This window comes from Janibacter sp. Soil728 (assembly GCF_001428305.1).
Taxonomy (GTDB): domain Bacteria; phylum Actinomycetota; class Actinomycetes; order Actinomycetales; family Dermatophilaceae; genus Janibacter.
The window spans coordinates 427,651-451,902 of record NZ_LMRZ01000006.1; the positions used below are offsets into that span (position 1 = coordinate 427,651).

General features: G+C 70.3%; 20 protein-coding genes. 6 read left to right on the top strand and 14 right to left on the bottom strand.

Translation table 11 applies throughout. The annotated features are described in order from the left end of the window. Position 1: 1 nt before the first annotated feature. The gene (locus ASG73_RS15335) at positions 2-1,636 is read left to right on the top strand and encodes a DNA repair helicase XPB (RefSeq protein ID WP_055997156.1); all 1,635 of its coding nucleotides are present in this window, start codon (positions 2-4) and stop codon (positions 1,634-1,636) included. 139 nt (positions 1,637-1,775) lie between these two features. Here ASG73_RS15335 and ehuA read toward each other — a convergent pair whose 3' ends face one another. From ehuA to ehuB, 4 genes are read right to left on the bottom strand one after another with little or no spacing between them, the layout of a single operon-like run. Beyond that, positions 1,776-2,582 carry an ectoine/hydroxyectoine ABC transporter ATP-binding protein EhuA gene (ehuA, locus tag ASG73_RS15340; RefSeq protein WP_235499479.1) on the bottom strand — a complete coding sequence of 269 codons (807 nt, stop codon included), beginning with the start codon at positions 2,580-2,582 and terminating at the stop codon, positions 1,776-1,778. Continuing rightward, positions 2,572-3,237: an amino acid ABC transporter permease gene (locus tag ASG73_RS15345; RefSeq protein ID WP_200946874.1), complete on the bottom strand. Its 666-nt coding sequence runs from the start codon at positions 3,235-3,237 to the stop codon at positions 2,572-2,574. The genes ehuA and ASG73_RS15345 overlap by 11 nt, the downstream gene beginning before the upstream one ends. Next, on the bottom strand, positions 3,237-3,935 hold the full coding sequence (gene ehuC / locus ASG73_RS15350; RefSeq protein ID WP_055997162.1) for an ectoine/hydroxyectoine ABC transporter permease subunit EhuC: 699 nt from the start codon (positions 3,933-3,935) through the stop codon (positions 3,237-3,239). Before ehuC ends, ASG73_RS15345 begins: the two co-directional genes overlap by 1 nt. Next, a complete protein-coding gene (gene ehuB, locus ASG73_RS15355) occupies positions 3,932-4,816 on the bottom strand; it encodes an ectoine/hydroxyectoine ABC transporter substrate-binding protein EhuB (protein WP_200946877.1) in 885 nt (294 codons plus the stop codon). The genes ehuC and ehuB overlap by 4 nt, the downstream gene beginning before the upstream one ends. 200 nt (positions 4,817-5,016) lie before the next feature. Here ehuB and ASG73_RS15360 point away from each other — a divergent pair, with 200 nt between their 5' ends. From ASG73_RS15360 to ASG73_RS15380, 5 genes are all read left to right on the top strand, one after another. Beyond that, positions 5,017-5,733, top strand: coding sequence for a response regulator transcription factor (locus ASG73_RS15360; protein ID WP_055997168.1), 717 nt, complete (start codon positions 5,017-5,019; stop codon positions 5,731-5,733). Positions 5,734-5,740: 7 nt separating this feature from the next. Continuing rightward, complete coding sequence (locus tag ASG73_RS15365; protein ID WP_055997171.1) at positions 5,741-7,225, top strand: sensor histidine kinase; 1,485 nt, start codon at positions 5,741-5,743, stop codon at positions 7,223-7,225. A gap of 102 nt (positions 7,226-7,327) precedes the next feature. Continuing rightward, a complete protein-coding gene (locus ASG73_RS15370; protein WP_235499480.1) occupies positions 7,328-8,611 on the top strand; it encodes a S1C family serine protease in 1,284 nt (427 codons plus the stop codon). Between the two features lie 250 nt (positions 8,612-8,861). Beyond that, entirely contained in the window at positions 8,862-10,811 is a 1,950-nt protein-coding gene (locus ASG73_RS15375) for a DUF2339 domain-containing protein (protein WP_156466324.1), read from the top strand. Between the two features lie 51 nt (positions 10,812-10,862). Then, positions 10,863-11,159, top strand: a complete 297-nt coding sequence (locus ASG73_RS15380) for a WXG100 family type VII secretion target (protein ID WP_055997176.1) — start codon at positions 10,863-10,865, stop codon at positions 11,157-11,159. Positions 11,160-11,222: 63 nt separating this feature from the next. Here the strand turns inward: ASG73_RS15380 and ASG73_RS15385 are convergent, their stop codons facing one another. From ASG73_RS15385 to ASG73_RS15430, 10 genes are all read right to left on the bottom strand, one after another. Further along, a complete protein-coding gene (locus ASG73_RS15385) occupies positions 11,223-13,757 on the bottom strand; it encodes an ABC transporter permease (protein WP_055997179.1) in 2,535 nt (844 codons plus the stop codon). Continuing rightward, positions 13,757-14,497, bottom strand: coding sequence for an ABC transporter ATP-binding protein (locus ASG73_RS15390; RefSeq protein ID WP_055997182.1), 741 nt, complete (start codon positions 14,495-14,497; stop codon positions 13,757-13,759). The genes ASG73_RS15385 and ASG73_RS15390 overlap by 1 nt, the downstream gene beginning before the upstream one ends. Before the next feature lie 127 nt (positions 14,498-14,624). Then, on the bottom strand, positions 14,625-16,280 hold the full coding sequence (locus tag ASG73_RS15395) for an alkaline phosphatase D family protein (RefSeq protein WP_055997185.1): 1,656 nt from the start codon (positions 16,278-16,280) through the stop codon (positions 14,625-14,627). A gap of 87 nt (positions 16,281-16,367) precedes the next feature. Beyond that, positions 16,368-17,072, bottom strand: a complete 705-nt coding sequence (locus ASG73_RS15400) for an SRPBCC family protein (RefSeq protein WP_055997187.1) — start codon at positions 17,070-17,072, stop codon at positions 16,368-16,370. A gap of 1 nt (position 17,073) precedes the next feature. Continuing rightward, a complete protein-coding gene (locus ASG73_RS15405; protein WP_055997190.1) occupies positions 17,074-17,934 on the bottom strand; it encodes an FAD binding domain-containing protein in 861 nt (286 codons plus the stop codon). Then, positions 17,931-20,465, bottom strand: coding sequence for a xanthine dehydrogenase family protein molybdopterin-binding subunit (locus ASG73_RS15410; RefSeq protein ID WP_055997193.1), 2,535 nt, complete (start codon positions 20,463-20,465; stop codon positions 17,931-17,933). Before ASG73_RS15410 ends, ASG73_RS15405 begins: the two co-directional genes overlap by 4 nt. After that, on the bottom strand, positions 20,462-20,971 hold the full coding sequence (locus ASG73_RS15415; protein WP_055997196.1) for a (2Fe-2S)-binding protein: 510 nt from the start codon (positions 20,969-20,971) through the stop codon (positions 20,462-20,464). The genes ASG73_RS15410 and ASG73_RS15415 overlap by 4 nt, the downstream gene beginning before the upstream one ends. 80 nt (positions 20,972-21,051) lie before the next feature. Then, entirely contained in the window at positions 21,052-22,182 is a 1,131-nt protein-coding gene (locus ASG73_RS15420) for an XdhC family protein (RefSeq protein WP_055997199.1), read from the bottom strand. Then, entirely contained in the window at positions 22,175-23,329 is a 1,155-nt protein-coding gene (locus tag ASG73_RS15425; RefSeq protein ID WP_055997202.1) for a vWA domain-containing protein, read from the bottom strand. Before ASG73_RS15425 ends, ASG73_RS15420 begins: the two co-directional genes overlap by 8 nt. Further along, positions 23,326-24,198: an AAA family ATPase gene (locus tag ASG73_RS15430; protein ID WP_055997204.1), complete on the bottom strand. Its 873-nt coding sequence runs from the start codon at positions 24,196-24,198 to the stop codon at positions 23,326-23,328. Before ASG73_RS15430 ends, ASG73_RS15425 begins: the two co-directional genes overlap by 4 nt. Positions 24,199-24,252 lie beyond the last annotated feature (54 nt).

Genomic DNA, 24,252 nt, shown 5'->3' on the forward strand with positions numbered 1-24,252 from the left:
CATGGCACTCGACGGCGCGCTCATCGTCCAGAGCGACAAGACCCTCCTGCTCGAGGTGGACCACGAGCGCTCGGCCGACGCGCGCCGGGCCATCGCCCCCTTCGCCGAGCTGGAGCGGGCCCCGGAGCACATCCACACCTACCGCGTGACCCCGCTGGGTCTGTGGAACGCCCGCGCTGCGGGCCACGACGCCGAGCAGGTCGTCAACGCCCTGATCACCCACTCGCGCTACCCGGTGCCGCAGGCCCTGCTCGTCGACATCGCCGAGACCATGGACCGCTACGGCCGGCTCGTGCTGGAGAAGGATGGTGAGCAGCTCATCCTGCGCACCACCGACCGCGCGGTGCTCACCGAGGTCATGCGGCACAAGAAGATCACGCCGCTCCTCGGCGAGATGCTCTCCCCCGACGAGGTCGTCGTCCACCCCTCGGAGCGAGGCACCCTCAAGCAGGAGCTGCTCAAGGTGGGCTGGCCCGCGGAGGACCGCGCCGGCTATGTCGACGGCGAGGCGCACCCCATCGACCTGCTCGAGGACGGCTGGTCCCTGCGGCCCTACCAGCAGCAGGCGGTCGACGGGTTCTGGGACGGCGGCTCCGGCGTCGTCGTGCTGCCCTGCGGCGCCGGCAAGACGCTCGTCGGCGCGGCGGCGATGGCTGCCGCCAAGGCGACCACCCTCATCCTCGTGACCAACACGGTGAGCGCGCGGCAGTGGAAGCAGGAGCTGCTCCAGCGCACCACGCTGACCGAGGAGGAGATCGGCGAGTACTCCGGTGCCCGCAAGGAGATCCGACCGGTCACCATCGCGACCTACCAGGTCCTCACGCTCAAGAGGAAGGGGATCTACCCCCACCTCGACCTGCTCGATGCCCGGGACTGGGGCCTGGTCGTCTACGACGAGGTCCACCTGCTGCCGGCCCCGATCTTCCGGATGACCGCGGACCTGCAGGCCCGTCGTCGCCTCGGCCTGACCGCGACGCTCGTGCGTGAGGACGGCCGCGAGGCCGATGTCTTCTCGCTCATCGGGCCCAAGCGCTTCGACGCGCCGTGGAAGGACATCGAGGCGCAGGGCTACATCGCACCCGCGGACTGCGTCGAGGTGCGGGTGACCCTCACCGACGCCGAGCGGATGGCCTACGCGACGGCCGAGGCAGAGGACCGCTACCGGCTCGCGTCGTGCTCGCCGGTCAAGCTCGGCGTCGTGCGCACCATCGTCGACCAGCACCGGGGTGAGCCCACGCTCGTCATCGGGCAGTACCTCGACCAGCTCCACGAGCTCGCCGAGCAGCTCGACGCCGACCTCATCACGGGTGAGACCCCCGTCAAGCAGCGTCAGGAGCTCTTCGCCGACTTCCGCGAAGGGAGGTCCAACCTCCTCGTCGTGTCCAAGGTGGCCAACTTCTCCGTCGACCTGCCCGAGGCGAGCGTGGCGGTCCAGGTCAGCGGCACCTTCGGCTCACGCCAGGAGGAGGCCCAGCGTCTGGGCCGGGTGCTGCGACCCAAGGAGGACGGCCGCACCGCGCACTTCTACACCGTCGTTACACGCGACACCGTCGACGCGGAGTTCGCCTCGCACCGGCAGCGCTTCCTCGCCGAGCAGGGCTACGCCTACCGGATCCTCGACGCCGACGACCTGTAGACCACGCACGGCGCGCCGCGCGCACCCCCCTTCGCACCGAACGTGCATTCCCCTATGGCAATGCAACCCGAACGTGCATTCCCCTATGGCAATGCAACCCGAACGTGCATTCCCCTATGGCAATGCACGTTCGGCGGGGTCAGAGGATCGAGTCGAGGAACTTGCGGGTGCGCTCGTGGGTCGGGTTGGCGAGGATGTCGGTGGGCGCACCCTGCTCGACGATCTGACCACCGTCGAACATCATCACCTTGTGCGAGACGTCGCGGGCGAACTGCATCTCGTGGGTGACGATGAGCATCGAGATGTCCGTGGTGTCCGCGACATCGCGCAGCACCGCGAGCACGTCACCGACGAGCTCGGGGTCGAGCGCCGACGTGACCTCGTCGAGCAGCAGGATCTTGGGGTCCATCGCGAGCGCCCGGGCGATCGCGACGCGCTGCTTCTGACCACCTGACAGCCGGCTCGGGTGCTCCTCGGCCCGGTCCTTCAGCCCCACCTGGTCGAGCAGTGCAAGACCGCGATCGCGCGCCTCCTCCTTGCCCCGACCCAGCACGTGCACCTGGGCCTCGGTCACGTTGTCGATGACCGACATGTTGGGGAAGAGGTTGAAGTGCTGGAAGACCATGCCGATCTGCTTGCGCGTCGCGGCGACCTGCTTCTCCCTCAGGCGGATCCGCTTGCCGTCGCGACGATCGTGGGTGAGCGGCTTGCCGTCGATCCAGATGTAGCCGTCGGTGAGCTCCTCGAGGGTCATCACCAGGCGCAGGATCGTCGTCTTGCCGGACCCGCTCGGCCCGATGAGCGTGACCCGCTCGCCCGGCGCGACGTCGAAGTTGAGGCCCGACAGGACCGTGTGGTCGCCGAACTTCTTCTGGACCCCCTCGAAGCGGATGACGGGCGGCACTGCGGACGAAGGGGGTGTCCCCCCGGTCGGGTCAGTAGACAAGGGCTTTTTCCAATCTGCGAACGGCGAGGGCGGTGACGAGACTGGCCACGAGGAAGATCAGGCCGGCGATCGTGAAGGCCTCGTTGTAGCGGAAGGTGTTGTTGCCGGCCTGCTGGGCGACGGTGACCATCTCCAGGACCGAGATCGCAAAGAGGTACGGGGTGTCCTTGAACATCGAGATCGTCCAGTTGCCCAGCGACGGGAGGGTCGCCCGCATGGCCTGGGGCAGCACGATCGCCCGCCAGGTCCGAGCCTGCGGCAGGCTGAGAGCCCGCGAGGCCTCCCACTGACCGCGGTCGACCGACCCGATGCCGGCGATGAAGGACTCGGCCATGTAGGTCGAGTAGTGCACCCCGATGACGACGGTGCCGACCCACAGCAGGTTCCAGTCGACCGGGACGAGGAAGCTCGCGAAGACCAGCTGGACGATGAGCGGAGTCATCCTGATGACGTCCATGACCCACCGGACCGGCCGGGCGATGACGGAGGGGGTCACCTGGGTGATCAGGGCCAGCGAGAGTCCGAGCACGACTGCGACGATCGTGCCCACGACCGTGACGAGGAGGGTGACCTTGACGAAGGCGGTGAGCAGCTCGGGCAGCAGGTCCGCGGCTGCCTGCCAGCTCCAGAACTGGTCGAAGGTGATCGCAGGCATCACAGTGCCGCCCCCGCACTCGCGTGGGCGCTGCCGGCGGGCAGCCCCAGACGTCGTCTGGCCCGCTTCTCCAGGACCCGCAGGCCGAAGGAGAAGACCAGGGCGATGAGGTAGTAGAGGAGCAGACCGATGCTGTACGCGAAGATCGTCGTGGTGTCGATCCGCAGCTCGTCGATCTGGTAGCCGAGGTCCTGCAACCCGATGAAGAGGGCGACCGCCGTGCCCTTGATGAGCATGACGAGCAGGTTGTTGTACCCCGAGAGCATGAGGACCCAGGCCTGCGGCCAGATGATCCGTCGCATCCGGGTGACCCGGGACATGTTGAGTGCGGTCGCACCCTCCCACTGGCCCTTGTCGACCGCGTTGATCGAGCCGCGGACCACCTCGGCACCGTAGGCGCCGTAGTTGAGGCCGAGGGCGATGACGCCGGTGAGCACGGCGTCCATGCTCACCCCGAACAGGGGCATGACGTAGTACAGCCAGAAGAGCTGGACGACGAGCGAGGTGCCGCGGAAGAACTCGACGACGATGGTCGACAGCCAGCGCAGGGGCGCTGCCGGGCTGATGCTCAGCAGCCCGAAGACCACCGAGACGAGGAAGGCCACGAGTGCCCCGCCGAGGGTGAGCTGGAGCGTGATGGACACGCCCTCGCCCAGCCTCGGCAGGGCATCACGGAGCGCCTCGAGGTTCTCGGTCACTTGGCGTCCGGGAGCTCACCCTTGCAGAGCTGCTCGGTGGTCAGGTCGCCCTTGGGACGCTCGGCGTCGGTGAAGCCGAACTCGCCGATGACGTCCGTGTAGGCCTTCTTGTCACCGGTGATCTTGGCCAGTTCCTTGTTGTAGGCGTCGCGCAGGGTGTCGTCACCCTTCTTGAAGACCGTCGCGCCGGCACCGACCTGCTGCTTGCCGTCGACGACGGCGACGAAGGAGTCGGTCACGTCGACCTTGACGTCGGGGTTCTTCTCGGCCATCGTCCGCAACGAGATCCCCGTGAGCGCGAAGACATCGCTGCGACCTCGGACGACGGCGTCCATGCCGTCCTGCGGGCTCTTGACCTCGGTGGCCTTGATGCCGAGCGACTTCGCGTAGCCCGACTCGATGGCACCACTCATGGTCGAGAACTTGGCGCCGGACTTCTTGACGTCCTCGAGGTTCTTCAGGTTCTTGGGGTTGCCCTCGGGAACCATCAAGGCGGTCGTGTAGAGGATCTCCGGGTCACCGAAGGAGGCCTCCTTGCAGCGCTCGGGCAGGATCGACATCCCCGCGGAGATGACATCGAAGCGGCCGGCCTTCAGACCGGGGATGAGGGATCCCCACTCGGTCTTGACGCCCTTGACCTCGTCGATCCCCATGTCCTTGAAGATCTTCTTGTGCAGCGCGATCGTCGCGCCGGTCAGCTCGCCATCCTTCTCGAAGGAGTACGGGTCCTCGCCGGCGAAACCGACGGTGACCACGCCCTTGTCCTTGAGCTGGGTCAGCTTGTCCCCGGACGCGCTGTCCGATCCAGAGTCCCCGCATGCCGCCAGGGTGAGGGCCATCGTCAGTGCGGCGGTCCCGGCCAGAGTTCGCGTGTGTCGCACGAGCTTCCTCCCCACGGAGGGTCTTCCCCGGGTCGGTCCCAGTCCTCCGATTCACCTCACCCGACCAAATACGAGGGCCGAAGGGGGCGCTAGACCGCGACAGACCTCCCTTCGTTGTCAGTCCGTAACCCAACGAAACGGCCCGGGGTCTGCCGCCCACGTTCAGCAGACATCCAGACAACGGGCGCACACTCGATGAGGTGAGTACCCATGCGACCCCTGCCGAGACGAGCCCGCACCTGCTCGTCGTCGAGGACGAGCCCAACATCCGCGAACTCCTGGCGACCTCCCTTCGCTTCGCCGGGTTCCAGGTCGAGGTGGCCGGCGACGGCGCCACGGCGCTCGACATCGTCCACCGCCTCGAACCCGATCTCATCGTGCTGGACGTCATGCTTCCCGACATCGACGGCTTCGAGGTCGCCTCCAAGCTGCGCGCGGCCGAGCGGCACCAGCCGATCCTCTTCCTCACCGCCCGGGACTCGCTCGACGACAAGATCAAGGGTCTGACCGTCGGCGGCGACGACTACGTGACCAAGCCCTTCTCCCTCGAGGAGGTCATCGCCCGCATCCGCGTCATCCTGCGTCGCACGCAGGACGTCCCCTCTGCGGAGTCGGTCCTGCGCTTCGCCGATCTCGAGCTCGACGACGAGGGGCACGAGGTCCGTCGGGCCGGACGCTCGATCGACGTCTCCCCCACGGAGTTCAAGCTCCTGCGCTACCTCATGCTCAACCCCAACCGGGTGCTGTCCAAGGCGCAGATCCTCGACCACGTGTGGGACTACGACTTCCGCGGGGAGATGGGGATCGTCGAGTCCTACATCTCCTACCTGCGGCGCAAGATCGACACCGAGGACCTCCCCACGCTGATCCACACCAAGCGTGGCTTCGGGTACGTGCTGCGCCTGCCCCCGGAATGAGCCGCAGATGAGCCTGGAGCGGATCACTGCGCCCGTCGTCCGCAAGCTCGAGGCGATGCCGCTCACCTGGCGGCTCGTCGTCATCCTGCTCACCCTCCTGCTCGCCGCCCTCATGGCGACCTCCCTGACGACGGCCTGGCTCGTCCAGCGTGACCTCAAGGCCAATGTCGACGACCAGCTGCGAGCCGTGGCCATCCCGATCGCCGAGGACGACGCGGCCGTGACGGTCGGTGGGGACAGCGGCGACATCTACAACCACACGACACCCACGGACCCGACCAACTACTTCTTCGTGCGCCAGCCCTCCGACGGCTCCGCCTGGCAGTACCGCTTCCCCACGGGTGAGACCAGCCGTCCCGACGTCCCGGTCCTCCGGCTCGATGACCCACGGGTGCTCGACGGCCAGCCCTTCACCGTGCCCTCCGTCGACGGTCACACGCGCTGGCGCTTCATCGCCGGCCACTACACGGCCCCGGACAACTCCACCTTCGCCGTGGGCATGCCCATGACGGGGGTCAACCGGATCGTCAGACGCTTCGCCATCGTCACCATCGTGGTGGGGCTGGCGGCCCTGCTCACCTGTGGAGTTCTCGGCTGGTTCGCGACCCGCCGCGCCTTCCGCCCCCTTCGCCGCATCGAGGACACCGCCGCCGGTATCGCGGCAGGAGACCTCAGCCGTCGCGTCCCGGTCCGCTACAGCCGGGACGAGGTGGCCAGCCTCAGCGACTCGCTCAACGGCATGCTCGGCCAGGTCGAGCGCAGCTTCGCCCTCCAGGAGGCGTCCGAGACCAAGATGCGCCAGTTCGTGGCCGACGCCAGCCACGAGCTGCGCACCCCGCTGGCGACGGTGCGTGGCTACGCCGAGCTCTACCGGCAGGGAGCCGTGCAGGGAACCGACCAGACCGCGCAGGCGATGGACCGGATCGAGGGTGAGGCCTCACGCATGACCGGCCTCGTCGACGACCTGCTGATGCTGGCGCGCCTCGATGATCAGCGGCCGCTCGAGCTCGCCGAGATCGACCTGGTGGTGATCGCCGCCGAGACCGTGCACGACGCTCGTGCCCGCGCGCCGCACCGGCACGTCCAGCTCGTCGGGCTCGACGCGGAGCTCGTCCCCGTGGTGCTGCGGGGCGACGAGAGCCGTCTGCGACAGGTCCTCAGCAACCTCATCGGCAATGCCCTCATGCACACTGCCGACGACGTCCTCGTCGAGGTGCGGATCGGGCAGGTCGGCGACGTCGCCGTCCTCGAGGTCCGCGACCACGGGGCAGGCATCTCCCCCGAGGCCGCCGCACGGGTCTTCGAGCGCTTCTACCGCGTGGACAAGGCACGCTCACGCGCTCGTGGCGGGAGCGGGCTGGGTCTGGCGATCGTCGCGGCCATCGTCGGCCAGCACCACGGCACGGTCCGGGTGCTCGAGACCCCGGGCGGCGGGGCGACCTTCCGCGTGGAGCTGCCCGGCTCAGACCCGGTCCGCCCCGACCGGGTCTGAGAGACCCGGGCGGCCCGCGCACAGCAAGCCCACAGGCAACACCAAGCCGGGGCCGAAGTTGCCGAGGCACTGTGGAGGGACAGCCTCGACAAGGAGCCCCTGATGGACCACGACCCGACTGCACCGATCCCGTCGCACTCTCCCCGCCCGGATGCCGGGCCGACACCGACGACCACCTACACGTCGGCCCTCACTGCACCGCCCGCGCCGCGCCTGCGACGGCGCCGCGGACGCCGCATCGGCGAGCTGACCGCGGTCGGCATCCTGTCCGCGGCTCTCGCCACCGGCGGCACGTGGGGAGTCCTCTCCCTGACCGATCAAGGGCCGGGCGCCACCTCACCGGCAGCGACCGCCGCGCAGAGCGGCGGCGGGGACGCCGCCAGCGTCGTCCCGGTGAGCACCGCCGCCAAGGCCAACCCGGACTGGAACGCCGTCACCGATGCCGTCGCCCCGAGCGTCGTGGCGATCACCGTCAAGAGCGGCAGTTCCGGGGGCGAGGGCTCCGGCGTCATCATTGACGACAAGGGGCACGTCCTCACCAACCACCACGTCGTGAGCGGGGCGGGCGACAACGCCAAGATCACCGTCACGCTCGCCGGTGGCGCCACCTACGCCGCGACGGTCGCAGGCGATGACGCGTCGACCGACCTGGCCGTCGTCACGATCACCGACCCGCCGAAGGACCTGCGCCCCATCACGATGGGCACGTCCGGCGGGCTCGACGTGGGCGACCCGGTGATGGCGGTCGGCAACCCGCTCGGTCTCGCGGGCACGGTCACGACCGGCATCGTCAGCGCGCTGAACCGCCCCGTCACGACGAGCCGCAGCGAGGGGCAGAGCCAGGACCCCTTCGCCCAGCAGCAGGCCACCCCGGTCGTCACCTCCGCCATCCAGACCTCGGCCGCGATCAACCCGGGCAACTCCGGCGGCGCGCTCGTCGACGCCGCAGGCCGCCTCGTGGGGATCAACTCCTCGATCGCGACGCTCGGCGGCGCCGGCGGGCAGTCCGGCAGCATCGGGATCGGCTTCGCCATCCCCATCGACGAGGCCCAGTGGATCGCCGACCAGCTCATCAGGGACGGCCGCGCACAGCATGCCCTCCTCGGGGTGACCCCCAGCGACGGCTCGGCCACGCTGGGCGCGGCCACCCGCTCGGGCGCGCAGGTCCGCAAGGTCTCGAGCGGCAGCGCCGCCGACAAGGCCGGCCTGCTCGAGGGTGACCTCATCGTGGGGGTCGACGGCACCGATGTCCGCTCCGCCGAGTCCCTCGTGGGGCTCATCCACGCCAAGCGCATCGGCTCGACCGTCTCGCTGAGCATCATCCGCGGCGGTGAGGAGCAGACGATCAAGGCCACGCTCGGCGCCAAGCCGACTGACCAGGGATGACCGGGCCGCGAGAGGCTCAGGAGACTCACAGGTCGATGCCAGCAGCGTCCAAGTCTGGTGGTGCAGGATCGGTCTCAGGAGCACAGGAGAAGGAGTCAACGGTCGCTCGATCGTCTCCTCCCCGACGCTGGCACCGTCCTTCTCCGGCTCCCACAGGGGTGCTACCCCCGCCTTCGGGTGTGGCGTCTGAAGGCGGCGCTGAGTAGCCGAACTCATGCCCCCAGCGTGCTGATCACAGCACACTGGGGGCATGAGCATGTCAGAACCGATCCTCGAGTCGATGCGCGCGATCGAGGACGACTTCGCCGAGGCGATGTCGCGCATGTACAGCGTGGGCAACGACCTGGCTCGCGTGCGGGCACGGCTGAGCGCGGAGGCCACCGACGTCGCCTCGACCGCCGCAGCCGCCGCAGCCGCCGAGGCCGTGGAGGCCGACCCCGAGCACTGGACCCCGGTCGCGGAGCCCGTGGCGAGCGCCCCCCGCCCTTCGCCGGCACAGCCGTCTCCTCCCCCGATCGCTCCGGGGCATGTCATGCCGCCTCCCGCGCCGGTCACCACTCCTCCCTTCGTGCCACCGACGGCAGCGCTCCCTCCTGCCGAGCCCTGGTGGCAGCGTGACGGACTCGTCGCCAAGGTGCTGGCCGTCGTCGGGACAGCGATCACCCTCATCGGGGTCGCCTTCCTGCTCGCGCTGGCCATCCAGATGGGCTTCTTCGGCCCTCTCGCCCGGGTCCTGAGCGGCGGGCTCCTGGCCATCGCCCTCATCGGTGCCGCCGTCGTCGTGCGGCGCCGCCCCTCGGGCACCATCGGCGCCCTGGGTCTGGCCGCCACCGGCATCGCGACCGCCTACCTCGACGTCCTGGCCGTGACCCGCATCTACGAATGGGTGCCGTTGGCCGTCGGCATGATCATCGCCGGCCTCATCGCCCTCGGCGGCGTCCTGCTCGCCCGCTCCTGGGACAGCCAGCTGCTCGCCGTCGTCGCCGTCCTCGGGGTCGCGCTCATGGCCCCCTTCGTCGGCCTCGAGCACGGACTGCTCACCGGCGCCTTCCTCCTCGTCCTCGCCGCCGCCTCGTGGCCGGCGCAGATCGGGCGGGACTGGTGGGTGCTGGAGCTGGCGCGCATCCTGCCGACGGCCCTCTTCCTCACCGCCCTGGCGGCCGTCCACGAGCGGAGCGGCATCGCCGGCCTGCTCGGCGTCCTCTTCGCGGTCCTGGTCCTCGGCACCAGCCTGGCGGGCGCTCGGATCCCCCGCCTGCCCCAGCAGCTCGGTGCCCTGGTCCCGGTCGGTGTCCTGCCGCTCGGCGCCGCGGCCCTCGCCGTCGACGACCGCTGGAGCGGTGCCGGGCTCTTCGTCGTCGCGACCTGCCTGCTCGTCTTCGTCGCCGGTCTGGCCGACCACCCGGTGGGCACCCCGGCACAGCACCGGCTGCCCGAGTTCGCCCTCGCCAGCGCCGGTCTGACCTCGCTGTGCGCCGCGCTGCGGGTCAGCGACGGGCAGGACTGGACCCCTGTCATCGGTGTCGCGCTCTGCCTCGTGTGGGCCGTGACCGCGCTGGTCCTGCGACACCGCGTCACTCTCGTCGTGGCGCTCGCCCTCGGCGCGCTCGCCACGATCGGGGCGATGTCGCTGCTGCCGCACATCGTCCTGCGCAGCCTCTCCGACGAGGTCGCCGTGCGACACCTCCTCGCCGCGACCGGGGTCGCCGTCCTCTACCTGGTCCTCGCCCGCGCCGTCACGAGCGTCCTGCCCGCGCTGGCACCCGTCCTGCCCCGGGCTCTCCTCGCCCTGTCGGCGCTGTGGGTGGGTGGCAGCGTCGTCCTGCTCATCACGCTCGTCGGCCAGCTCGTCGACGACCCGCGCGGAGGGTTCACGGCGGGGCAGGCCGGCGCGACCGTCGTCTGGATGGCCATCGCGGCCCTCCTCCTGCTGCGGGGCCTGCGCGGCTCCACCTTCGCCATCCCTGCCGGTCTTGCGCTGGCTGCGGTGAGCGTGGGCAAGCTGCTGCTCTTCGACCTGTCCTTCCTGGGCGGCCTGGCCAGGGTGCTCAGCTTCATCGTCGCGGGTCTGCTGCTGCTCGGCATGGGCGCCGGCTTCGCCCAGGCCCTGGAGCGCACCCGCCGCACCTCCCAGCCCCACCCCGGGGCCGGTCCTGTGGAAAACCCGGCGCCCGCCGGTCCGCTTCCTCCTAGCGTCTGAGGGGAGCCGGGCCACAGGCGTCCGGACCACGAGCACGAAGGGGAACCCACCATGGCCACTTTCACCGTCGACACCGCGCAGGTCGCCAGCAGCGCATCGGATGTCTCCCGGATCTCCGAGGACGTCGAGACCACCGTGGCGAGCATGATGAGCCGCCTGATCTCGCTGCAGAACGACTGGCAGGGCGATGCCTCGACCAGCTTCCAGGACCTCATCAACGACTGGCGCGTCACCCAGCGCACCGTCAAGGAGAGCCTGGACGAGATCGGTCGGGCGCTCAGCGACGCGAGCCAGACCTATGACACCTCGGAGACCTCGGTCAAGAGCTCGATGCGCTCCGGCCGCTGACACCGACATGACGAGGGGCGAGGACCGGCTGCCGGTCCTCGCCCCTCGTCAAGACCTTCGGGTTCACTCCGTCGAGATCGCCTGCAGGACGTCCATGCGTGCCGCGCGTCGGGCAGGGAGCAGCGCCGCCAGCACCCCGATGATCCCGGCGAGGACCACGAAGACGACCATCTGCACCCAGGGGATCGCCAGCTCGGTGATCCCGTCGTCGACCAGCGAGCGCTGGATCGCGACGCCTGCCACGACCCCGAGGACGATGCCGAGCACTGCACCGAGGAGGGCGATCGTCACCGACTCGAGGGTGATCATCCTGCGCAGCTGGGCGCGTGAGAGTCCCACCGCCCGCAGCAGCCCGACCTCTCGGGTGCGCTCCATGACCGACAGCCCGAGGGTGTTGACGATGCCGAGCACGGCGATGACGATCGCGAGGCCGAGCAGTGCGTAGATGAGGTAGAGGATCTGGTTGATGCTGGCCCGCTGCTCGGCGGCGTAGCCCTTCTGGTCCTTGAGGGTGACGAGTGGTTGCTGGTCGGTGATCTTCTCGATCCCGGCCCGCACGCCGGCCTTGTCGACGCCCTGGTCGAGGAAGATGAAGGCCCAGTTGTCGGCGGCCGCACCACCCATCTCCTCGACGGTGTCGACGGACAGCAGGATGTCTGGCGACCCGATCGCCTGGATCTCGTCGTAGAAGCCGACGACCTTCAGCTGCTTGGTCGAGGCACCCATCGAGACCTTGACAGTGCTGCCCACGTGACGGCCGCCCTCGTGCTTGGTCGAGAGCATCACCGAGTCGGCGCCGATGTCCGCGGTACCGGAGGTCGGCTCGATCTGCTCGACGTCGGCAAAGGTGCTCGGGTCGATGGCCGTGGCGAAGAGCCGGCCCCCGTCGACCTCGGCGCTGACGAACCGCACCGGCGAGACCTCGCGCACCCCGTCGACTGCCGCGACCTGCTGGGCCACCGTGGACGAGAAGGGCTGCCCGACGGCATTGCTGAGGATGTAGTCGGCGCGGAAGGTCTCCTCGATCTGCTTGTCGATGCTGGCGGTCGCGCTCGACGCGATGACGCCCATGAGGGCCACGAGCGTCATGCCGATCATCAGTGCCGAGGCCGTCGCCGCGGTGCGGCCCGGGTTGCGCACGGAGTTCTGCTCCGCCATCCGACCGACGCTGCCGAAGGCCGTGCGGTAGACCCAGCCGAGCCCGGCGATCAGCGGACGACCGACGAAGGGAGCGAGGAAGGCCGTGCCGAGGACGAGCCCGACGATGCCCGCCCCGATCCACCACAGCTGGCGGGTGTCGGCCACGAAGAGACCGACGAGGAAGGCCACGGCACCCAGCGCCAGGACGGCGACCTCGAGGCCGCGCCGGACCGGGTGGTGCCCGATGCCGGTGTCGATCGAGTCGCGCATCGCGGCCACCGGTGGCACCGAGCCGGCCCGGCGAGCGGGCACCCATGCCGCGACCATGGTGACGACGATGCCGACCGCGTACGCGGCGATGACGGTCCGCGGCGTGAAGACCAGCCCGCTGCCCGACAGGTCGAGACCGAAGGTGGCGAAGAGCGCCTGGATCCCCAGGGCCAGCAGCACCCCGAGCAGCAGACCGAGCGTCGCCCCCACGACACCGACGACGAAGGCCTCGACGAGCACCGAGCGCACGACCTGGCGCCTGGACGCGCCGATCGCCCGCAGCAGCGCCAGCTCCCGGCCGCGCTGGGCCACGAGGATGCTGAAGGTGTTGATGATGAGGAAGGAGCCGACGAAGAGGGCGATGCCGGCGAAGACCAGCAGGAAGGTGGTGATGAAGCCCAGCGCCTGCTGCACGTCGTTCTGGTTGGCGTCGGCGAGGCTCTTGCCGGTCCAGGCCTCGAAGCCCTTGGGCACGAGGGCCTCGGCCTGGCTGCGCAGCTCGCCCTGGCTCACGCCGTCCTTGGCGGTGACCCACACGGACGAGTACTCGTCCTTGCCGTCCATGAAGTACTTCTGCATCGTCGCGGTGTCGAAGACGGCGATCGAGGCGCCGGCCATCCCCCCTTCGCCGAAGGTCATGGTGCCGACGAGCTTGGCCGTGATGCGCGGGACCTTGCCCGTCGTGACAAGGGGGACCTCGTCCCCGACCGTGTAGCCGGCCCGCTCAGCAGTCTTGGTGTCGACGACGACCTCACCGGTGCGCTCCGGCGCCCGACCCTCGACGATGGCGAGCGGTGACTCGCCCAGCTGGTTGGGGGCGTCGGTGTAGTTGAAGGCCATCGCGGGCGCACCCTGGCCGCCGACGACCTTGCCGTTGGTGCCGACGACGAAGACCCCGAAGGCATCGACGTTCCCGTCGGCCCGGGCAGCGCCCGGCAGCGCGGCCAGCTCGTCGACCTCGGCCGCCGAGATGCGCGCGCCGCCGGAGCCGCCGTAGTCGTCGGTCTGCTCGGCCTGGACGACGACGTCGCCGACGGTGCCGTCCATGATCCCGTCGAAGGTGCGGCCGAGGGTGTCGGTGAAGATGAGCGAACCAGCGACGAAGGCCGTCCCGAGGACGATCGCCATGGCGCTCATGAGCAGGCGCGCCTTGCGCGCCAGCAGACTCTTGAGGGTGGCCTTGAGCATCAGTGCGCCTCGTTGCTCAGGGCGACCATCCGCTCGAGCACGCTCTCGCGCTCGGGCTCCCACAGCTCGTCGACGATGCGGCCGTCGGCGAGGAAGAGCACCCGGTCGGTGTGGCTCGCGGCCACGGGGTCGTGGGTGACCATGACGATGGTCTGGTCGAACTCGTCGACGCTGCGTCGCAGGAAGCCCAGCACCTCGGCACCCGAGGTCGAGTCGAGGTTGCCGGTCGGCTCGTCGGCGAAGATGATCGACGGCTTGGACACCAGCGCCCGCGCGCAGGCGACGCGCTGCTGCTGCCCACCGGACAGCTCATTGGGCCGGTGTCGCAGGCGGTCGCGCAGCCCGACGGTGTCGATGACGAGGTCGAACCATGCCGGGTCCGGCGTGCGGCCGGCGATGGCCAGCGGCAGGAGGATGTTTTCCTCCGCAGTGAGCGTGGGGATGAGGTTGAAGGCCTGGAAGACGAAGCCGATCCGGTCGCGGCGCAGCCGCGTGAGGTCCTTCTCCTTCAGCGTGGTGATGTCGGTGTCCCCGATGAAGGCGCGCCCCCCGGTCACGCTGTCCAGACCTGCGAGGCAGTGCATCAGGGTCGACTTGCCCGAGCCGGACGGGCCCATGATCGCCGTGAACTGCCCTGCACCGATGTCGAGATCGATGCCGTCGAGTGCAGCGACGCTGGCCTCACCCTTGCCGTAGACCTTGCGCAGCTCGTGCGTGCTGGCGGCAACCTGCGTACTCATGTCCCCTGCTCCCGTCGTCGAACGAAGTGTCCGCGACAAATCTAGGTGCGGGAGTCCGCTCCGGTCACTGGGGTATCCCCCCGGAGCCGACGGCGGCGCGCCGGAGCAGGGCGAAGGGGGGCTCCCCTCAGATCTCGACGGTGGAGACGACCCGCAGCCGCGGGTGGGCGTCGTCACCGTCCACCACGTCACCGGTGACCCACCTCAGGGTGAGGTGCCCGTCGTGCACCTCGGCGACCGCGAGGTTGTTGTCGAACCATGGTCCCTGGGTCAGCTGCCACGGGTACCGCAGGTGCGGGACCCCCTTCGTCCTCACGGCGAGGCGACGCATCGGCCGGACCAGTCCCCTGGCCATCTGCGACATGAGCACGCGGATCCCCCTCGGCATCGGGTTGCGGATCGGGCTGCACACGGCCTGCACGATCCGGCTGCGCGCACCGTGCGACGCCGGGTCGCTCACCTCCGCGACGTAGGAGTGGTGCACATCGCCGGAGAGGAAGGTGACGGTGGCCGGCGGGTGGCCACGCTCTCCGCGGGCGACGGACATCACCAGCTCGAAGACCTCGACGAAGCCGGACTGGAAGGCGCCCCAGTGCTCGAGGTCGACGGTCTGGCGCAGCGTCTCGGTACCGCGACGCACCAGCCCGGACCGGTGCGGGCTGGCGAGGGACTCACTGATCGCCTCGGCGTCGTGGAGGCCCGGCGGGAGGAGGAAGGGGACGGAGGTCCCGATGAAGAGGTGGTCGAGGTCGCCGGTCATCTGCTCGGCGAGCCAGGCGAGCTCGTCATCGTCGAGCATGGAGCGCCGGCCGGGCTCGAGCACCCGCGCGGCACGCGAGTCCAGCATGATCAGTCGCGATCCTCCGAGGGCGCGGGTGTAGCTCCACCGGTAGGTCTCGGGATGGCGGTCGACCCGCCCGGACAGGCTCCGCAGCGGCTGGGTGAGATCGATCTCGCCGGGGGCGCCGCCGTCGAGGAGCTGCCAGATCTCGTCCTGGGCGAGCTCCTCGGGTGCGAGGTTGCCGATGTGCTGGTGAACCCAGTAGCTCGTCAGCCCGGCGATGAGGCGCTCGTGCCACCACGGGGTCTGGTTGATCTCCTGGTGCCAGCTCCACGAGGTGTTCCAGTCATCGCGGATGTCGTGGTCGTCGAAGATCATCGCGCTCGGGACGACCGAGAGCACCCAGCGGATCGCCGGGTCGCTCCACGCCAGCTCGTAGAGGTGGGCGTACTCCGCGTAGTCCTTGATCTCCTCACCCGGCGGCTCGTCGAGGCTGCGGCGGGAGGCGATGAACTCGCGCATCTGCGGGCTGGTCTCGTCGGCGTACACCTGGTCGCCGAGCATGGCGAGGACATCGGGGCGGCGGAACTGTCCGTCGGCCAGGGCCAGGGCGACGGTCCGCAGCGCGTCGACGCCATGGCTCTCATGGTGCTCGGCGTCGTGCGGGACACTCGTGCGGCAGGAGCCGAAGGCCAGCAGCGGAGGACGGTCGTGGTTCAGCGTCGCGATGCTCGAGCGGGGGAAGGGGGACCCCTCGAGTGGCCACACCGGCTCACCGTCGATGTCCACGGAGTAGTCGTAGGTGCGTCCGGGGGTCAGCCCGTCGAGCAGGACGAGGGCGTAGTGGTGGTCCTCGACGACGAAGCTCGCTGCGTGCCACTCGCGCCCGTCGGATGCGACCGTGACCCTCGCGGGCCCCGCGGTCTCCACCCAGATCGAGGCATCGTGCTCGCCCACGAAGCGCAGCAGAGGGCCGAGGACGAGCGGGGATGAAGCAGTCATCTCCCCATCCTCACCCTCGTGTCTGGGAGTCGTCTGGTCGGGTCCCGCGGACGCCCGGGACCCGACCAGCGACGAGGCCGCTCGAGGTCAGTCGCGTCGGCGTCGCAGGAGGCACACCAGGAGCGCCAGCCCGCCCAGCGCGGCGGCGAGCTGGGGACCGTAGGCCTTGAGCAGCACCGGGAGCGCGGTGGCCCCGAGGTCGATCGCGTCGGCGGATCCCGCGCTGCTCGACGCCGACCGAGCCGGTGCCGGTGTCGGTGTCGGTGTCGGCGCAGCAGTCGGTGCGGGCACCGACGTGGTCGCCGGCTCCGGCGCGGATGTCTGCGAGGCCGCCGCCGGCTCGTCCGACGCCCCGAGCCGACCCGCGAGGCAGTCGACGAACTGACCGAGGAGCTTGTCGGAGACGTCCTGCATGACGCCGCGACCGAACTGCGCCGGCTTGCCGGTGACATTGAGGTCGGTGACCACCTCGACCTGGGTGCTCGAGGGTCCGAGCTCGGTCATGGTGGCCACGACATCGGCGCCGGCGGTGCCGTTGCCCCGCTTGTCCTTGCCCAGGGCCTTGATCGCCATGCGGTGGGCCGAGCCGTCCTTGTCGACGAACTCACCGCTGCCCTTGTACACGAGCGCGATCGGGCCGAGCTTGACCTTGACCGTCCCCTCGAAGGAGCTCTCGTCGGCGCTGGTGACCTGGGCGCCGGGGAAGCACCCGGCCACCGACTCGATGTCACCGAGCGCCGCCCAGGTCTGCTCGATCCCGGCCGGCACGCTGAAGGTGTGGGTCAGCTGCACGTCAGCCCTCTCGTCCGGCGGCCGCGACGACGGCTCGTCTCGTCAGCACCGTGGCCAGGTGCCTGCGGTAGTCGGCGTCCCCGTTGAGGTCGGACGGGGGGTCGGTCCCCTCGCCGGCCAGGTCGCACGCGGCGCGCACGCCCTCTGCCGTGGGTGCCGCCCCGACGAGCGCGGCCTCCACAGCGCCGGCCCGCAGCGATGTCGACCCCATGTTGGTCAGACCGATGCGCGCCTGAGCGATCGACCCGCCCTCGACCTTGACCTGGGCGGCCACCGCGACGATGGGCCACTGGTGGGCCACCCGGACGAACTTCTCGTAGTGCGATCCCCACCCGTCGTAGGTGGGGACCCGGATGGCGGTCAACAGCTCGTCCTCACCGACGGCCGTGTCGAAGAGCCCCTCGAAGAAGTCGGCCGCAGCGACGACCCGCTCCCCCGAGGAACCCGTGATGACCAGCTCGGCGTCCATGGCCAGGACCGGAGCCCCGCAGTCACCTGCGGGATCGGCGTGCACGAGGGCACCGCCCAAGGTCCCGCGGTGGCGGATCTGCGGGTCGGCGACCTCGCTGATCGCCTGGTGCAGGAGCGTGCACCGAGTGCGCACACGATCGTCGGCAAGGATCTCGTGGTACGGGGTCATCGCGCCGATGGTGATGCTCGCTCCGTCATCGCTGATGCCGCGCAGCGACGCGATCCGGCCGATGTCGATGACCATCTCCGGAGCGTTGAGCCGCATCCGCAGCACCGGCAGCAGGGACTGCCCGCCTGCGAGGACCTTGGCCTCGTCACCGTGCTCGGCGAGGAGCCCGAGGGCCTCTTCGACCGTGGTCGGTGCCGCATAGTCGAACTTCGCCGGGATCATCGCCCTGCTCCTTCTGCGTCGTCAGTACCGGCTGACCCGCCGGTGGGCCCGTCCGCACCCGCCGTGCGATCCGTCTGTCCCTGCATGCCGGTCGCCTCGTCGAAGTGCGGGGCGGCCGCGGCCATCGTGCCTTGGCCCTCGGAGCCGGACCGGATCGCCAGCCAGACCCGCTCCGGGGTGCAGGGCATCTGGACGTCGTCGACACCGAAGGACCGCAGCGCGTCGACCACGCCGTTGACGATGCATGGCGTCGAGGCGATCGTGCCCGCCTCACCCACGCCCTTGGTCCCCAGCGTGTTTGTCGTCGCGAGGGTCGTGGTCGTGGCGGTGTCGAAGCTGATGGTGTCGGCCGCCGTCGGCACGAGGTAGTCGACGAAGCTACCGCTGACGAGCGTGCCGGAGTCGTCGTAGACCGCCTCCTCCCACAGCGCCTGGGCGATGCCCTGGACGAGCCCGCCGTGGATCTGGCCGTCGACGATCAGCGGGTTGACCACCTGGCCGACGTCGTCGACGCAGGTGTACTTGCGCAGGGTCACCTGCCCCGTCTCGGTGTCGACCTCCACCGCGCACAGGTGGGTTCCGTGCGGGTAGTTGAAGTTGACCGGGTCGTAGGTGGCGTCGGCGTCGATGCCCGGCTCGATGTCGTCCGGGTAGTCGTGCGAGGCGAAGGCCGCCCCCGCGATCTCGGAGATGCCCACCGACTGGTCCGTGCCTGCGACCGCGAAGCGACCGTCGGTGAACTCCAGGTCGTCGGGGTTGGCCTCGAGCATGTGTGCCGCGTAGCGACGCGCCTTGTCGATGACCTTGTCGGCCGCCTTGATCACGGCCTCTCCGCCGACGACCAACGACCGCGAGCCGTAGGTGTCGAGGCCCTTGTGCGAGATCTGCGTGTCGCCGTGCAGGATCTCGACGCTCTCGAAGGGGACGCCGAGCCGATCGGCGACGATCTGGCTGAAGGCCGTCTCGTGGCCCTGGCCGTGGGCGCTCACGCCGACGACGACCTCGACCGTGCCGGTGGCGAGCATCCGCACGCTCGCGTGCTCCCACCCGCCGGCGCCGTAGTCCAGGCTGCCGAGCACCCGGCTGGGTGCCAGGCCGCACATCTCGGTGAAGGTCGAGATCCCGATGCCGAGCTGCACGGGGTCATTGCTCTCGCGGCGACGCCGCTGCTCCTCGCGCAGCTCGTCGTAGCCGAACATCTCCTTGGCCATCGCGGTCGCGGCCTCGTAGTTGCCGGAGTCGTACTCGAGACCGGCGATGGAGGTGAAGGGGAACTCCTCGTGCGTGATCCAGTTGCGCTCGCGGACGACCAGTGGGTCCTCCCCGAGCTCGTGGGCCAGCTCGTCCATCATCCGCTCGATGCCGAAGGTCGCCTCGGGTCGCCCGGCGCCGCGGTAGGCGTCGGTCCAGGCCTTGTTGGTCAGGACCGACTGCATCGAGAAGTGGTAGGCGGGGAACTTGTAGATGGCGTTGAACATGAAGGCGCCCAGGACGGGCACCCCTCCGCCGATGAGGGCCACGTAGGAGCCGAGGTCGGCGAGCAGGTCGACCTTGAGCCCGGTGACGTGCCCCTCCTTGTCGGCCGCGAGCGTGAGCCGCTGCCACTGGTCGCGCCCGTGGTGGGCGGCCATGAGCGACTCGGAGCGGGTCTCGGTGTACTTGACCGGCTTGCCCAGCTGCCGGGCGACCCACCAGGCGAGCCACTCCTCCGGCGTCACCTGCAGCTTGCCGCCGAAGCCGCCGCCGACGTCGGGGGCGATGACCCGGATCTTGGACTCGGGCACACCGGTCGTCGCCGCGAGGGCGAAGCGCACGATGTGCGGGATCTGCGTCGCCGTCCACATGGTCAGCTGCTCGCCGGTCGGGTCGACGACGACGGAGCGCGGCTCCATGAAGGCGGGGATCAGCCGCTGCTGCCGGTACTCGCGCTCGATGAGGATGCCGCCCTCACGAGCCGTCGCGATGGCCTCCTCGACGTCGGTCCCGGTCCCTGCTGCGGCGGAGTCGAAGACCCACAACGCCGACTTGTTGGTGCCCAGGTCCGGGTGCGCCAGGACCGTGTCCTGCGCCGCCTCCTTGAGGTCCAGCGCGGCGGGCAGCTCCTCGTAGTCGACGTCGACCAGCTCGGCCGCGTCTCGTGCCTCGGCCGCGCTGCGAGCGACGATGACGGCGACGATCTCGCCGGCGAAGGTCACCCGGTCGGTCGGCATCGGCGGGTGCACGGGGGTCACCTGGTCCGGGCTCAGCGGCCAGGCGTTGATCAGGACGCCGACCGACTCGTCGAGGTCCGCCCCCGAGTACACGGCCACGACATTGGTCGAGGCCTTGGCCTCGCTCGTGTCGACGGCGGTGATCCTCGCGTGGGCGAAGGGGCTGCGCACCATGGCCATGTGCAGCATGCCCGGCAGGACGATGTTGTCGGTCCAGCGGGTGCGACCGGTGATCAGGCGCTGGTCCTCCTTGCGGCGACGGTCACGACCGATCTCGCGGACGGGCTGCTCGGTGGTCTGCTCTGCGGCCTCGACGCTCATCGGGTGCCGCCCGCACTGTCGGAGGCGCCGGCAACGGCTGTCGCCCCGGAGGACCCGGCCGCGGTCTGCACGGCTCGCACGATGTTGTGGTAGCCGGTGCAGCGACAGAGGTTGCCCTCGAGACCGAGGCGGATCTCCTCCTCGCTCGGGTCGGGGTTGTCCCGCAGCAGGTCGACCGACTGCATGATCATGCCCGGGGTGCAGTAGCCGCACTGCAGGGCGTGGCACTCGTGGAAGGCCTCCTGCACCGGGTGCAGCTGACCATTGGTGGCCAGCCCCTCGATGGTGGTCACCTCGCACCCGTCGGCCTGGACGGCCAGCATGTTGCAGGACTTCACGCTCCGGCCGTCGAGGTGGACGGTGCACGCTCCGCAGTTGGAGGTGTCACAACCGATCACCGTGCCGGTCTTGCCGAGGCTCTCTCGCAGGTAGTGCACGAGAAGCATGCGGGGTTCAACGTCATCGGCGACTCTTGCGCCGTCGACGACGAGCTCGATCCTGGCCATGGGGCTCTCCTGAGGTCGATCACGACAGTGTGATCTGGCTCATGCTAGCGAGCCCCCTCGACCGGGTCACCCCCTTGACATCAGCCCTCGAGGGTGTGATGGATCCGGCCGTCGCGGGCGGCCAGCCGCTCGCCCGTGCCGCCCCAGCGGTCGGCGACGAACTCGGCCGCGATGCTGATCGCGGTCTCCTCCGGCGTCCGCGCACCCAGGTCGAGGCCGATCGGGCTGCGCAGCCGCGCCAGCTCCGTCGAGGTCACGCCGACCTCGCGCAACCGCTCCTCGCGGTCCTCGTGCGTGCGCCGCGAGCCCATCGCTCCGATGTAGCCGACCTCGGGCAGGCGCAGGGCCACCTCGAGGAGCGGCACGTCGAACTTGGGGTCGTGGGTCAGCACCGTGATCACCGTGCGCCCGTCGATCCGGCCCGCGTCCTGCTCGGCGGCCAGGTACCGGTGCGGCCAGTCGACGACGACCTCGTCCGCCGCGGGGAAGCGGCTGTGGGTCGCGAAGACGGGGCGCGCGTCGCAGACGGTGACGCGGTACCCGAGGAAGGCGCCCACCTTGGCCACCGCCGCCGCGAAGTCGATGGCACCGAAGACGAGCATCCGGGGCGGGGGCGCGAAGGCCCAGATGAAGACCCGCATGCCCTCGCCACGACGCTCGCCGTCAGGGCCATAACCGAGCGTGGCGTTGTGCCCGGCCGAAAGCTGTCCGAGGGCGTCGTCGCGCACCGCCGCGTCGGCGCGGGAGGACCCGAGGGACCCGCGCGGCTCCTCGTCGGGTCGGATGATCATCCGTCGCCCCAACCACTGAGCGTCGGGATGCTCGATGATCGTCGCGACGGCCACCGCCCGCCCGGCGTCGATGTCGGCCGCGACCTCGCCGAGCTCTGGGAAGGTCTCGCGACTCATTTGCTCGACCCACACGTCGAGGATCCCGCCGCAGGTCAGGCCGACCGACATCGCGTCGTCGTCGGAGATGCCGTACCTCTGGAAGGCGGGGTCGCCGGACTCCAGCACCTCCTGGGCCAGCTCGTAGACCGCACCCTCGACGCACCCACCGGAGACCGAGCCGACGGCGGTGCCGTCGGGTCCGACGAGCATCGAGGCACCGGGGGGACGAGGAGCGGATCGGAAGGTCGCGACGACGGTCCCGACGCCGATGGAGTGGCCCTGCTCCCACCACTGCAGCAGCTCCGGCAGCACCTCACGCATCGGCGATCTCCTCCAGGAGCTCCTCGAACGCCCTCAACGAGTGACCGGCGACGAAGGCGTCGACATGTGGCAGCGCAGCCACTATGCCGGTCTGGACAGGACGATACCCCGCCTTGCCCCGGTGCGGGTTGGCCCAGATGACGCGGTGAGCCAGCCGGTGGATCCGGCCGAGCTGCGTGCCCAGCTCGCCGCCGTCACCGCGCTCCCAGCCGTCGCTGATGACGACGACGACGGCCCCGCGCGTCAGGTGCCGGGTGCCGACACCGGAGAGGAAGACCCGCAGCACCTCGCCGAGCCGGGTCCCGCCCGACCAGTCCGGCACCTGCTCGCCCGCTCGCACCAGCGCCCGCTCGGGATCACGGGTGCGCAGGGCCTCGGTGACCCGGGTCAGCCGGGTGCCGAGGGTGAAGACCTCCACCGCAGTGGTCGGCCCACCACCGGCGGGACCGCGGGCGTGCACCACCACGTGGGCCAGCCGCAGCAGCGCGTCCGCGTAGGGGCGCATCGATCCCGAGACGTCGACGAGCAGCACGACCCGGCGACCTCGCAGCCCGCGGCGCCGGTGGTCGATCCGGCTCGGCTCGCCCATCTGGCGCAGCATCGAGCGCAGGGTCGAGCGCACATCGATCTCGCCGCGTCGCCACGGGGTGCGTCGGGTACTGCGCCGTACGGGCAGCCTGGCCCGCAACCCGGCGATGAGCGTGTCCAGCAGGGCCTTGTCCGCGGCCTCGAGGGCGGCCACGTCCCGGTGGCGCAGGATCTCCAGGTCGCTGGCCGCGACGTGGACGGACTCGCTCCTCCCTTCGCCGGGGGCGGGATCGACGTCGTCCAGGGGCAAGGGCGACGTCGTCGTGCGGTCCTGCTCGCGGGCGTGGGGCCGTGCACGGACCGCGGTCTGCCCGAACCACTCCGCGAAGACCTGGTCGAAGCGCACCAGGTCCTCCGGGCTGGCGCACAGGGTCGCCCGGCCGGCCCTGCGCACGCCCTCGCGGTCGGCCGCCCCCACGATCGCCGCGGCCTCGAGGAAGGCCGTCGACCGGTCGTGCGTCACCCCCACGCCTGCGGCCCGCGCCGCGTGGGCCAGCCCCACGAGAACTTCGTCGACCTCGCGGGGTGCGCGGGGCGCGCAGGACGAGGTCGCGGTCATCTCGCGAGCACCCGGTCCAGGGCGTCGCGCACCCGGTCGGCGTCCTCGCGGTACTTGATGACCGCGCCCAGGGTGCGGGCCGCGACCTGCAGGTCGAGCTCCTGGGCACCCAGACGTTGCAGCGCCGCCACCCAGTCGAGGGTCTCCGCGACGCCCGGTGGCTTGACGAGGTCCAGGGCCCGCAGATGCTGCACGGCGCCCACCACCTGAGCGACCAGGGCCTGCGTCACGTCGGGGATCCGGCTGCGGACGATCGCCACCTCACGCTCCAGACCCGGGTGGTCGATCCAGTGGTAGAGGCAGCGCCGCTTGAGGGCGTCGTGCAGCTCGCGGGTCCGGTTGGAGGTGAGGACGACCGTGGGGGGCACCCGGGCGCTGATCGTCCCGAGCTCGGGGATGCTCACCGTCCACGACGAGAGGACCTCGAGCAGGAAGGCCTCGAACTCGTCGTCGGCGCGGTCGATCTCGTCGATGAGCAGCACGGCCGGGCTGTGCCGCAACGCGCGCAGCACGGGACGCTCGAGGAGGAAGCGCTCGTCGAAGAGGGAGCGCTCGGCCTCGTCGGGGAGGATCTCCCCCTTCGTCGTCAGCGTCTCCAGGGTGCGCAGGTGCAGGATCTGCCGCGGGAAGTCCCAGTCGTAGAGGGCCTGCGAGGCGTCGATCCCCTCGTAGCACTGCAGGCGGATGAGCGGGACCCCCTCCAGCTCGGCGAGCGCCTCGGCCAACGCCGTCTTGCCCGTGCCCGGGGCGCCCTCGAGCAGCAGCGGGCGCTGCATCTCCCGGGAAAGGAAGGTGACGGTGGCCAGATCCTCGTCGGCGAGGTAGCCCGTGGCACCCAGCCGATCCGCCAGCTCCTGCGGTGACGTCATGCACGGAGGCTACGCCGAAGGGCGGCTCCCCCATCGGGGGAACCGCCCTTCGTC

Coding starts and splice junctions, on each gene's coding strand:
- ASG73_RS15370 (WP_235499480.1), top strand. CDS start 7,328: ATGGACCACGACCCGACTGCACCGATCCCGTCGCACTCTCCCCGCCCG.
- ASG73_RS15390 (WP_055997182.1), bottom strand. CDS start 14,497: ATGAGTACGCAGGTTGCCGCCAGCACGCACGAGCTGCGCAAGGTCTAC.
- ASG73_RS15365 (WP_055997171.1), top strand. CDS start 5,741: ATGAGCCTGGAGCGGATCACTGCGCCCGTCGTCCGCAAGCTCGAGGCG.
- ASG73_RS15335 (WP_055997156.1), top strand. CDS start 2: ATGGCACTCGACGGCGCGCTCATCGTCCAGAGCGACAAGACCCTCCTG.
- ASG73_RS15385 (WP_055997179.1), bottom strand. CDS start 13,757: ATGCTCAAGGCCACCCTCAAGAGTCTGCTGGCGCGCAAGGCGCGCCTG.
- ASG73_RS15410 (WP_055997193.1), bottom strand. CDS start 20,465: ATGAGCGTCGAGGCCGCAGAGCAGACCACCGAGCAGCCCGTCCGCGAG.
- ASG73_RS15380 (WP_055997176.1), top strand. CDS start 10,863: ATGGCCACTTTCACCGTCGACACCGCGCAGGTCGCCAGCAGCGCATCG.
- ASG73_RS15345 (WP_200946874.1), bottom strand. CDS start 3,237: ATGCCTGCGATCACCTTCGACCAGTTCTGGAGCTGGCAGGCAGCCGCG.
- ASG73_RS15430 (WP_055997204.1), bottom strand. CDS start 24,198: ATGACGTCACCGCAGGAGCTGGCGGATCGGCTGGGTGCCACGGGCTAC.
- ASG73_RS15420 (WP_055997199.1), bottom strand. CDS start 22,182: ATGCGTGAGGTGCTGCCGGAGCTGCTGCAGTGGTGGGAGCAGGGCCAC.
- ASG73_RS15375 (WP_156466324.1), top strand. CDS start 8,862: ATGAGCATGTCAGAACCGATCCTCGAGTCGATGCGCGCGATCGAGGAC.
- ASG73_RS15425 (WP_055997202.1), bottom strand. CDS start 23,329: ATGACCGCGACCTCGTCCTGCGCGCCCCGCGCACCCCGCGAGGTCGAC.
- ASG73_RS15395 (WP_055997185.1), bottom strand. CDS start 16,280: ATGACTGCTTCATCCCCGCTCGTCCTCGGCCCTCTGCTGCGCTTCGTG.
- ASG73_RS15415 (WP_055997196.1), bottom strand. CDS start 20,971: ATGGCCAGGATCGAGCTCGTCGTCGACGGCGCAAGAGTCGCCGATGAC.
- ASG73_RS15405 (WP_055997190.1), bottom strand. CDS start 17,934: ATGATCCCGGCGAAGTTCGACTATGCGGCACCGACCACGGTCGAAGAG.